The sequence below is a fragment of the Ancylobacter sp. VNQ12 genome, from assembly GCF_049445835.1.
Classification (GTDB): domain Bacteria; phylum Pseudomonadota; class Alphaproteobacteria; order Rhizobiales; family Xanthobacteraceae; genus Ancylobacter.
In genome coordinates, this window is the sequence record NZ_JBMSDU010000002.1 from 602100 (window position 1) to 612161 (window position 10062).

Sequence of the window (10062 nt, forward strand, 5' to 3'; positions counted from 1 at the left end):
CGCGATGCGTGGCCGCCATGCCTGCAAGGATGCGTCAGTAACGGCAAGAGGACCGCGCCTTGCGCCTTCGAGAGGGCGATCGGCCGTCAGCCGGGCCGGATCAGCAATGGCTGCCGCCGACGATTTTCCGGCGCGGCCTTCGGGCCGCTTTCCATCGCGAAGCAAAATCGCCGGCTTGTCGCCATCCTCCGCTGGCGCTGCGGCCCTGTGCGCTTTTCCGGCATGGTCTTGTCCCGAAACCGGTTCCCACTTTCGGGGACCATGCCCGTGCTCCGGGTGCAGGTCCGTCCCGACCGACGGCTTCGTCGCCATGAAGGCCGCCACGGCAGGCGGTCCAAACCGACGGAGCATCCCATGAGCGCGCATGACGACCACGAGCCGCACCACGTCTCATCGCCGACCGACCACCTGATCCAGGAATTGCAGCTCCACGGCCATCGTCCCTCCGAGGACGAGCGCGACCAGCGCCCGCCACCGGAGGACCGCCACATCGAAGGCGCCGTTGCCGACATCTTCGATGCCCTGGTCGCAACGATCACCGACACCAGCCTCGATGCCGAGCTTCCCGATCTCCTCTGGTCGACCGTCAACATGTTCCACCGCGCCGTGGACCGGATCGAACAGAAGCTCGACGACAATGAGCAGGCCCAGAAGCAGCTTCAGCGCGAACAGGACGGCTCGGAGGTGAAGTCACTGGAGCTCGAGCGCCTGATCGACATCGGCATGAACCTGATCGGCCGGCGCGACGGCATGGAAACCTTCCGCGAGGCCGCCGCCGACCGCTACCGTATCGCCACCGGCTCGCCCTGGACGCCACGGGCCGGATCACGGGTCAACCATCGGCACCTCACCGCATCGCTGATCGACAGCCGGGATTTTCTCGCCGCCAGGAGGCGCGCGGATAGCGAGGTGCTCGTGCCCGTCGGGCCGAAGATCGCCTTCTCGGGCGGCGACACTGCCGATCACAGGCAGATCTGGGCCAAGCTCGATCAGATCCACGCCAAGCACCCGGACATGGTGCTGCTGCATGGCGGCTCGCCTAAAGGCGCCGAAAAGATCGCATCCCTCTGGGCCGACAGCCGCAAGGTGCCGCAGGTGGCCTTCAAGCCCGACTGGACGAAGCACGCCAAGGCGGCGCCCTTCAAGCGCAACGACCAGATGCTGAACGTGGTGCCGATCGGGGTCGTGATCTTTCCCGGCACCGGCATTCAGGACAATCTGGCCGACAAGGCCCGTAAGATGGGCATCCCGGTCTATCGCTTCGGAACTGGTGGCGCATAAGCGCCGCCAAGCCCGCCATCTTGAACGTGATGGCGTTTTCTCTATTTTGCTATCAACGCTATCGGCCTTACTGGAGGCGCCATCATGCCCGCAGTGACGATCCGCAACCTCTCCGAGGCGACGCACCGTGCCCTCAAGGTGCGCGCGGCACAGCACGGCCGCAGCACCGAAGCCGAGATGCGCGACATCCTAGAGACCGCCGTTCGCCCTGACACGCGTCTTCGGCTCGGCACGGCGCTCGCGGAGCGCAGCCGCCGTCTCGGCCTAACCAATGAGGACATCGACGCCCTCAGCCCGGCGCGCGACAGGACGCCCGACGAGCCGATGAGCTTCGAGTGATCCTTCTCGACACCAATGTCATCTCGGAGGCGATGAAGCCCACGCCCGACGACACCGTGCGGGCGTGGCTCGACGAGCAGGCGGCCGAGACGCTCTATCTCTCCAGCGTCACCATTGCCGAGCTGTTGTATGGCATCGGTGCGCTGCCTGCGGGCAAGCGCCAAGACCGGCTCACCAAAGCCCTGGATGGGCTGATGGAGCTGTTCGCTGACCGTGTCCTGCCGTTCGATATCGCTGCCGCACGACGCTATGCCGACCTCGCCGTGAAGGCGCGTGCGGCCGGGAAGGGCTTTCCGACGCCCGACGGCTATATCGCCGCAATCGCAGCCTCCCGGGGCTTCACTGTGGCCACGCGCGATACCAGCGCATTCGACGCCGCCGGTGTGGCGGTCATCAATCCGTGGAACGTGGAACGGTGACGACCTGCCACAGTCAGCACGTGTTGAACCTGACAACGCTTCGGAAGCGACCTGCGCAGTAACCCGCCATCACGGTCTCCTGACCGGACGACCATCCCCGCTTCACGACGCTGATCCTTGGGTCCAGCCGATGGCCTGACGCCATCAACCCATGAAGGGTCGGACTACGCTGCGCGTGCCGCCGCTCCGGCTGCGCCGGACACGGTGATTGCGGCCACCGGCCGGCCCTTTCGGGCGCCTGTCAGCGGGGGATGGACCTCCGCTCGCGCAGGAGCCAGGTCGATGTCCGCCCAGATCGCTCACGCCTTCGCCTTCAGCCTCGCCACCACCCTGATGGCCACCGTCGTCATCTTCCGCGCCGGCGACGGCACGCTCTCCGTCGCCCCGGCTGCAGAATATGATGGCGACGAAGCCGCCATCGTCCGCGAAATCGACCCCTTCGCCTCTTGAGAGGCGAACAGGCGGCCATGAACGGCGGAGACGGCGTGCGCTCTTGCTCTGACGCCGACGCCAATCTCGCCGGTGCATCGTGGTGGTGGAGGCGCTTCGATCTGATTTTATGGAGCCGCCCCCATGATCTTCATCGGCATTCTCCTCAGCATGGCGACAATCGCATTCTTCTGCTGGCTGCTCTTCACGCTGGCGGTATTCGCGTTGCCGCTGTTTGCGGGCATCACGGCGGGCACATGGGCCTATGGCACCGGCGCCGGATGGCTCGGCGTTGTTGTCGGCCTTGTGGCCGCTGGCCTGACTTACGCCCTCGGCCAGTTCCTATTCGCGATCGTCCGCCCGATCTGGGCGCGTCTGCTCATCGTTGCCGTGTTCGTCGTCCCGGCTGCGGCGGCAGGCTTCCACGCCACCCATGGCATCGTGAAGCACACCATGCCCTCGCAGACGTGGCAGATGGTGTTTTCGATCATCGGAGCCGGCGTGGTTGGCATTGTCGCCTTCGTGCGGATCACCGGAAGGAAGGCGTTCCGCCCTTCTGACGGGCACAGCTCCCCTCCCTGACGCCGCGATAGCCGTTCGGCGCACCAGACAGCGAACGGCATATCGTCCGCGTCAACCGGCTGGGCCGGGAGGGAGCGGAGATCCGGCGCGCCGGCTTCGCCCTCTAATGCGGCAAGATTGGTGAGCGTGGAGGACGGCGGCCGCGTCGCAGCCGAAAGCCCCCTTGGGGCAGAGCATTCGCGACGTTGGCGGGACGAGGAATGCGCAGCTTGGCCAAGCTCAGGCTATCGTCCGCCGATGCTCGCCGGTCGGGTCTCGATATCCGGCGCGAAGGCCAAACCATCTCCCTCATCCATCCGCCCGTGCCCGCTCCAGACGGCCTCTTCAATGGCCTGATCTGGCCGAAGGACGGCTGCGCCTCGAGCGCCTATGCCACAACGGCTGGTCCCGACTTTCTTCCCCTGCCGACGCCCACCCCGCGCGCTGCGCGGGGACCCCGGATCGCTGTCATTCCTCGCGCAGCAACAAAGTCGCGCCTGCGCCGTCCTCCGCTGCGCTGCGGTCGCAATCCTCACCCCATCGCGCGAGCGCGATGGGGACCCCGAGGCGATGTGGCGTCGCTCGCCTCCGGCCTCTCGATCGCCATCGAGGCCGCAATGGTGCGGGCTCAGAAGACAGGACGGAGACGGAACATGGCCACCATCGGCACCTTCAAGAAGACCGGCACCAACGAGTTCACCGGCGACATCGTGACCCTCGGCGTGCAGGCCCGGGGCGTGCGCATCGTCCCCGACACCCGCGCCACCGGCGAAAACGCCCCCAGCCACCGCGTCCTGGTCGGCCGCGCCGAGATCGGCGCCGCCTGGTCCAAGCGCTCCACCGAGGGCCGCGACTATCTGGGCCTCAAGCTCGACGATCCGAGCTTCACCGCCGCCATCTACGCCAACCTCTTCGACGACGAGGACGGCGAGAATTTCTCCCTCATCTGGTCCCGCCCCAACGGGCGCCGCGGCGACTGACGTGCGGGCCGCGTCTCCGGCCACCAAGGCCGGGGACGCACTCCATCGGCAAGCAGCGAATTTCGCGATGGCTAAAATCGAGCCCTACTTGCCGTCCTCGAGATCGGTCTCGATCCTGTCTGTCGGCTCGCGCAGGAGCAGGTCGGAGGCCTCGACGCCGAGAACCGAGGCGAGCCGCTGCACCACATCGATGCTGGCGTTGTAAACGCACCGCTCGAGCGAGCTGATATAGGTGCGATCAATGTCCGCGAGGTGCGCAAGCTCCTCCTGCGACAGCCCCTTGGCCAGCCGCAAGGCCTTCAGATTGCGCGCGAACACCTCTCGGATCTCCATGGCCGAGAGAGCAGTCGCTTGATGAGTATTTCACCACGGAGTATTCTCTACATCGCACTCGCCACGGTCTGACAGCGGTCGCCGAGTGCCTCGCATCGTCAGTGCCAAAGAGACCGTGGATCAGGTGTGCGCACCGGCGACGCAGCGTTCGGCTTTATGAGCACGCATGATAGAATGATCCCAAATTGCAGCCCCACGCCGTCGCCGACGGCTTGGTTTGCGACAGAAGAAACGGCAGCCTGCGGGGGATGGACGTGGCCAAGGCGTTTGATGATAAGGCGCCGTCCGGTCAGGAACTGACCGCCTATGACCGCACCCATATCAAGCTCTATATGCGCCTCCTCGACGCGACCACTGAGGGAGCCGACTGGCAGGAAGTGGTGGTCGTTCTGTTCGGGATTGATCCGGCGCAGGAGCCTGCCCGCGCCCGCGCGGTGCATGACAGCCATCTGGAGCGCGCCCGCTGGCTCGCCCAGACAGGCTATCGCGATCTGCTCCCACATCGCGTGAACTGAAGCGCCGCTATCCAGGTGATGCGTGCGACGCATCACCTGTTGCCTGTGAGGTGAGTTCTGCCCGGCAATACAATCTTCAATTGATGACCCCACGGCATGCACCGTCTGGGAGTCGCTCATGAAGCCCGATACGTCGCGCTGGCGAGACCGTCGGACCTACGACTATTTCGATGATCTCTCGGTAGAGGGATTGGCCTGGGAGTGCCTGAGGCGGGATCCATCCTACCAGCAGGCCTATCGCGGCCTCATGGAGACCGGCAACACGGCGGCGCCTCTCCCAGCCGAGGCCGAGCATCTCTGGGGGTTACGATGTCCCCGCGAAACCCTCGCTCCCCGCGACCTGTCAGCCGGTCCACTGGTCCCCACGGATCAACCCGGCCGTCACCGTCCTCACCGAGTTTCCCCACCATCTGCGGAGCACCGGCACGGCGCCTCGCGCTGTGCCTGCCGAAACACCTGACCATGCGGCGCCGCCGCACCTTCTGCTTTCCGGCATAGAACCGGGCGCATCGATCGCCGCCCTGATCCCCTTTGACGACGACCTGCCCGGCCGCATCGAGGCGCTGAACCGCCTCTGGCATGCGCACCGTGGGAAGCCCGTGCCACCCGACACCCGCATGACCCGCCAGCAGCGCGGACGCCTGCGGCTGATGCTTCAAGCCTGCGACGGACGAAACCGGGGCGCGAGCTACCGCGCAATCGCTGAGGCCCTGTTCGGCATCGAGCGTGTCGCGGCCGATCCCTGGAAGACGTCTCCCCTGCGCGACCGCGTCATTGGCCTCGTGGAAGGCGGCACCGGCCTGATCGCCGGCGGCTATCTGCGGCTGTTCCGTCATCGCCGCCGGGCGTGACGGGGTGGGGATTTTAGCCCCCCAATCTTCCCCATCCCTCCCGACATTCCTCCTCCGCCACCGTGGTCACCGTCCGCCGCCGCACTCCGGCGGCTCCCGCCACGCCCACGGAGGCCCGCTCCATGCGACCCGATCTCGCCACCCTCCCGCCGCGCTATCTGCGCACCAAGGAAGCCGCCGAGTTTCTCAGTCTGTCGGCCCGCACGCTGGAAAAGCACCGCACCTATGGCACCGGTCCCGCCTATCGCAAGCTCGGCGGGCGTGTCGTCTATTCCATCGACGACCTGCAGGCCTGGACCGAGCGCGGCGCGGTCACCTCGACATCCGATCCGCGCGGCACCGTCCTGCCGGCCAAGCGCCATGCGCTTGCCGCCGGTTCGTTCGCCGGCCGCGCCGCACGCTGAACGCCCCACCCATGGCGGCGCGGCATCACAGCCTCTCGGAGCGCGGACAGCTGGATCTGTTCCGCGCCCTGCCAGGCGACTTCGCGCCACGAGATGCGCAGGATCTCATGGCCTATCCCTTCTTCTCCCTCTCCAAGACGCCGCGCGTTGCACCGATCGATTTCCGGACCGGCAGCATCGCCATCCGGGTCGAGGCCGTGCCTGACCACGGCATGGCGACGATCTGGGACGCCGATATTCTCATCTGGGCGGCAAGCCAGATCGTCGAGGCGCGCGACGCGGGGCTGCGCACCTCGCGCCTCATGGCGGCGACGCCTTATGAGATCCTCACCTTTGTCGGGCGCGGCACCTCCCTGCGGGATTATCAGCGCCTTAAGGCCGCGCTCGACCGCCTCCAGTCGACGACCGTGTCGACCACGATCCGTCAACCAGCCGAAGGACGCCGGCACCGCTTCTCCTGGATCAATGAATGGCAGGAACGGACCGACCGCAACGGCCAGCCCGACGGCGTCGACCTCATCCTGCCAGACTGGTTCTACCGTGCCGTACTCGACGATGCGCTCGTGCTCACCATCGACCGCGCCTATTTCGGGCTGACGGGCGGACTGGAGCGCTGGCTCTACCGTCTGGTGCGCAAGCATGGCGGGCACCAGGACCACGGCTGGAGCTTCGACGTCGCTCACCTCCACGCCAAATCCGGTAGCCTCTCGCCCCTCAAGCACTTCGCCTATGACCTGCGCGCGATCGTCGGCCGCCAGGCGCTGCCCGGCTACCGGCTCGGCATGCGCCGCCAGACGGACGGTGCCGACCTCCTGTCCTTCGCCGAGATCGACGCTACACGCCTTGCCCTGCCAACCCGCCGCCGTCTCGCGGCCATCCGATCTGGGGACAAGCTGTGAATCATCTCGTGCTATCGGGGACCAGCACCCTCGTGCCATCAGGGACCGGATCCTCGTGCTATCGGGGACCAAAATCGACGATTCAGTCTTCTGAATCAGAGGCTTCCGGCGTCCGTAACTTCTCTAACCCGGATTCCTTCGGAATCCTTCTAACGGAACAACGCCATTCTACTACGACGAGCGCGTCCCCGGTGAACGTGCGGAGCGCGCCATGATCGTCGCGCTCCTCAACCAGAAGGGCGGGGTCGGCAAGACGACACTTGCGCTGCATCTCGCCGGGCAATGGGCCCGGCAAGGACAGCAGATCACGCTGATCGATGCCGATCCGCAGGGCTCCAGCCTCGACTGGTCGGAGCAGCGCAGCCGCGAGGGCCTGCCGCGGCTGTTCGGTGTCGTCGGCCTCGCCCGCGACACCCTGCACCGGGAGGCGCCGGAGCTCGCGCGCGGCGCCGATCACATCGTCATCGATGGACCGCCCCGCGTTGCCGGGCTGATACGCTCGGCGTTGCTCGCCGCCGATCTGGTGCTGATCCCGGTTCAGCCCTCGCCCTTTGACGGCTGGGCGTCGGCCGAGATGCTGGCGCTGATCCGCGAGGCGCGGATCTACCGCCCGGAGATGGTGGTCCGGTTCGTCCTGAACCGCTGCGGCGCGCGTACCGTTCTCGCGCGCGAGACCGCGCGGACGCTGGCTGACCATGATCCTCCGGTGCTCGCCAGCGCCATCGGCCAGCGCATCGCCTTTGCGGCGGCGGCGCAGTCCGGGCGTCTTGTCTTCGAACGCGACGATGCCGGGCCAGCCACGCGCGAGATCGCCGCGCTTTCCGCCGAGATCAATGGTCTCGACCTCGGGAGGCAAGCGCGATGAGCGAACGCCCGATCCGCCGCGACTTCGCCTCTCGGCCTGCTGATCCCGAGCACTGGATCAAGGCGGCCGATGTCTCAACCGAACGCCGGCCCAGCGCCGCGTTCACCGCGCGCCTCACCATCGATGTCACGCCCGACCTGCGCGGGCGGATCAAGGTCGCCGCCTTCCGGCGCGGCGTCACCGTCGCCGAGATGCTGCGCGCCCTCCTCGCCCGTGAATTCCCTCCCGAATCTGGAGATCTGCCATGAGCGCGGCGTTTGCGCCCCCTGCGGCAAGCACGGAATCCCTGTCCGGTCCCCCATCCGATGCTCTGACCCATGTCGAGCTGACCCATATCGAGAAGCGCATCGAGAACTGGATCCGCTTCGGCCATCACGCACGTGAGCAGCTTCTGGACCGCCGACGGCGCATCCTGTCCTTCCCTCCCGGCTGCATCTTCGCCTTTGTCCGATGGGCATCGAACGACTTCGGCACGGTGGCCTCCCGCCTCGACATCGTGCGCTGCGTGGCGCCAGGCGAGAGCTACCAGACGCTGCCCTTCGTGCGTCCCGGCGGCGAGATCCTGCTGCGGGTGGATGGCTGGCCGAAGGTCGAGAAAATCCTGCAGCACATCGACGCGATCGAAGCGATCGGCATCGATGCGGCAACCGTCGCCCCTGATCACTGGGGGCATGTCGCCCATCGCATCAGTGTCGGATTCGAGCCGCGCACCTACACGATAGAGCGCCATCAGGTGTGGCTGAAGCGGCAGGAGTGCGGACAATGAGCCGCGCCGCCTATGTGCTGCTGACGACGGTCGCCAGCGTCGGCATGGCCTACGCCGCCACGGTACCGACGTCGCTCAAGCTGATCTGGAACGTCTCGGCGAGCGTTCCTGTCGGGCTCTACTCGGTCGAGCCGGCGGATCATCTCGAGATCACCGATCTGGTCGCGGTGATGCCGCCACCGCCGCTCGCCGCGTTCCTCATCGCGCGTGGCTATATCGGCGAAGGCACACCGCTGCTCAAGCGCGTGATGGGGCTTCCGGGGCAGGTTGTCTGCCGCTTCAGTGACGCCATCACCGTCGATGGCGTGCCGCTCGGTGAAGCCCTTCGGCGCGATCGCTTGGGCCGAGACCTGCCGGTCTGGCAGGGCTGCCGGCGTATCGCTCCCGGTCATCTGTTCCTGATGAACCCGGACGTCAGCGACAGTCTCGACGGACGGTATTTCGGGCCGATTTCAGACGGCACCGTCATCGGCCGTGCGATGCCACTCCTCACGGATGAAGCCGGCAACAGTGACTTCATCTGGCGCGCGGCGGTGCGCTGACATGCGTCGCGCGGCGCTCTTTCTCGCATCCGGACTGTTGATCGGCGGTGCATCGCCTGGCTCTGCCAGCGCGCAACCTATGACGCCAACTGCGGCGTACTCCGTCACGTCCTACGCCGCCCATATCGACGAGGCTGCGCAGCGCTTCGAGCTTCCGGCCAGCTGGATCCGTGCGGTCATGCAAGCCGAGAGCGGCGGCGATCCGCGCGCCGTCTCATCGGCCGGTGCCATGGGGCTGATGCAGATCATGCCCGTGACCTGGGACGAGCTTCGCGTCCATCACGGCCTCGGCGCCGATCCGTTCGACCCGCGTGACAACATCCTCGCCGGCACTGCCTATCTGCGCCAGCTCCATGACCGCTATGGCAGCATCCACGCCATGCTCGCGGCCTACAATGCCGGGCCTGCGCGCTATGAAGCGTCGCTTTCCGGCACGACGCTGCCACCGGAGACGCGCACGTACATTGCGGCTCTGGCGCCGATCATCGACAACGAGTCTGCAGCCGGCGCCACCGGACCGGTGCGTCCAATGGCGCAAAGCTGGCGCGAGGCGCCTCTGTTCGCCACGCCGCCCGCGCGCAGCAATCCAGCCGATGCCGCGCTCCTCGCGCCGCGATCGGGCGCGCTCTTCGTTGCACCGTTGCCATCGCGGAGAGCGCCATGAGCAGGCTGACCTACTTTCGCACGGTGTCGGGCTCTGGCGCTCCATGGAGGGTGAGGAGGCGCAGGACAGGAACCACGACCGCACTAGTGCCGCCCGTAATCGGCGGGACGGTTCTGGGTCTTCGAATTCGCTGCCGCCGCCGGCGCCAACGCGTCAAACTCCTGGTGTTTCGCAACGCAGGAGGCGGCTGATGGAATTCTTTTGCGGATTGGAT

General features: G+C 66.7%; 17 protein-coding genes. 16 read left to right on the forward strand and 1 reads right to left on the reverse strand.

Features of this window, described 5'->3' with window-relative positions:
- The first annotated feature begins 354 nt into the window (after positions 1-354).
- The 6 genes from ACO2RV_RS06500 (at position 355) to ACO2RV_RS06525 (ending at position 4009) form a co-directional block, all read left to right on the forward strand.
- Positions 355-1281 carry a DUF2493 domain-containing protein gene (locus ACO2RV_RS06500; protein WP_244449990.1) on the forward strand — a complete coding sequence of 309 codons (927 nt, stop codon included), beginning with the start codon at positions 355-357 and terminating at the stop codon, positions 1279-1281.
- Between the two features lie 84 nt (positions 1282-1365).
- Complete coding sequence (locus ACO2RV_RS06505; RefSeq protein ID WP_244449991.1) at positions 1366-1620, forward strand: FitA-like ribbon-helix-helix domain-containing protein; 255 nt, start codon at positions 1366-1368, stop codon at positions 1618-1620.
- Positions 1617-2039 (forward strand): type II toxin-antitoxin system VapC family toxin, encoded by a 423-nt coding sequence (locus ACO2RV_RS06510; protein WP_423291001.1) that lies wholly within the window; start codon positions 1617-1619, stop codon positions 2037-2039. Before ACO2RV_RS06505 ends, ACO2RV_RS06510 begins: the two co-directional genes overlap by 4 nt.
- A 282-nt stretch (positions 2040-2321) precedes the next feature.
- A complete protein-coding gene (locus ACO2RV_RS06515) occupies positions 2322-2489 on the forward strand; it encodes a hypothetical protein (protein WP_188079217.1) in 168 nt (55 codons plus the stop codon).
- A 123-nt stretch (positions 2490-2612) separates the two neighbouring features.
- Positions 2613-3050 carry a hypothetical protein gene (locus tag ACO2RV_RS06520; RefSeq protein WP_244449993.1) on the forward strand — a complete coding sequence of 146 codons (438 nt, stop codon included), beginning with the start codon at positions 2613-2615 and terminating at the stop codon, positions 3048-3050.
- A gap of 632 nt (positions 3051-3682) precedes the next feature.
- Entirely contained in the window at positions 3683-4009 is a 327-nt protein-coding gene (locus tag ACO2RV_RS06525; RefSeq protein WP_244449994.1) for a DUF736 domain-containing protein, read from the forward strand.
- Positions 4010-4093: 84 nt separating this feature from the next.
- Here the strand turns inward: ACO2RV_RS06525 and ACO2RV_RS06530 are convergent, their stop codons facing one another.
- Positions 4094-4342, reverse strand: a complete 249-nt coding sequence (locus ACO2RV_RS06530; protein WP_244449995.1) for a helix-turn-helix domain-containing protein — start codon at positions 4340-4342, stop codon at positions 4094-4096.
- Positions 4343-4590: 248 nt separating this feature from the next.
- On the opposite strand from ACO2RV_RS06530, the gene ACO2RV_RS06535 reads away from it, so the two are divergent.
- The 10 genes from ACO2RV_RS06535 (at position 4591) to ACO2RV_RS06580 (ending at position 9848) form a co-directional block, all read left to right on the forward strand.
- On the forward strand, positions 4591-4857 hold the full coding sequence (locus ACO2RV_RS06535) for a DNA -binding domain-containing protein (protein ID WP_149577236.1): 267 nt from the start codon (positions 4591-4593) through the stop codon (positions 4855-4857).
- A 118-nt stretch (positions 4858-4975) separates the two neighbouring features.
- Positions 4976-5317: a transcriptional regulator domain-containing protein gene (locus ACO2RV_RS06540; protein WP_423291005.1), complete on the forward strand. Its 342-nt coding sequence runs from the start codon at positions 4976-4978 to the stop codon at positions 5315-5317.
- Positions 5298-5708, forward strand: coding sequence for a DUF2285 domain-containing protein (locus ACO2RV_RS06545; RefSeq protein WP_347881467.1), 411 nt, complete (start codon positions 5298-5300; stop codon positions 5706-5708). The genes ACO2RV_RS06540 and ACO2RV_RS06545 overlap by 20 nt, the downstream gene beginning before the upstream one ends.
- 122 nt (positions 5709-5830) lie before the next feature.
- On the forward strand, positions 5831-6112 hold the full coding sequence (locus tag ACO2RV_RS06550; RefSeq protein WP_132036201.1) for a helix-turn-helix transcriptional regulator: 282 nt from the start codon (positions 5831-5833) through the stop codon (positions 6110-6112).
- Between the two features lie 11 nt (positions 6113-6123).
- The gene (locus tag ACO2RV_RS06555) at positions 6124-7011 is read left to right on the forward strand and encodes a replication initiator protein A (protein WP_244449997.1); all 888 of its coding nucleotides are present in this window, start codon (positions 6124-6126) and stop codon (positions 7009-7011) included.
- Between the two features lie 211 nt (positions 7012-7222).
- A complete protein-coding gene (parA, locus tag ACO2RV_RS06560; RefSeq protein ID WP_244449998.1) occupies positions 7223-7876 on the forward strand; it encodes a ParA family partition ATPase in 654 nt (217 codons plus the stop codon).
- Complete coding sequence (locus tag ACO2RV_RS06565; RefSeq protein ID WP_423291008.1) at positions 7873-8124, forward strand: ribbon-helix-helix protein; 252 nt, start codon at positions 7873-7875, stop codon at positions 8122-8124. Before parA ends, ACO2RV_RS06565 begins: the two co-directional genes overlap by 4 nt.
- Positions 8121-8642, forward strand: coding sequence for a DUF2840 domain-containing protein (locus ACO2RV_RS06570; RefSeq protein WP_423291010.1), 522 nt, complete (start codon positions 8121-8123; stop codon positions 8640-8642). Before ACO2RV_RS06565 ends, ACO2RV_RS06570 begins: the two co-directional genes overlap by 4 nt.
- On the forward strand, positions 8639-9184 hold the full coding sequence (gene traF / locus ACO2RV_RS06575; RefSeq protein ID WP_423291012.1) for a conjugative transfer signal peptidase TraF: 546 nt from the start codon (positions 8639-8641) through the stop codon (positions 9182-9184). The genes ACO2RV_RS06570 and traF overlap by 4 nt, the downstream gene beginning before the upstream one ends.
- Before the next feature lies 1 nt (position 9185).
- A complete protein-coding gene (locus tag ACO2RV_RS06580; RefSeq protein WP_423291014.1) occupies positions 9186-9848 on the forward strand; it encodes a lytic transglycosylase domain-containing protein in 663 nt (220 codons plus the stop codon).
- Positions 9849-10062: the final 214 nt, after the last annotated feature.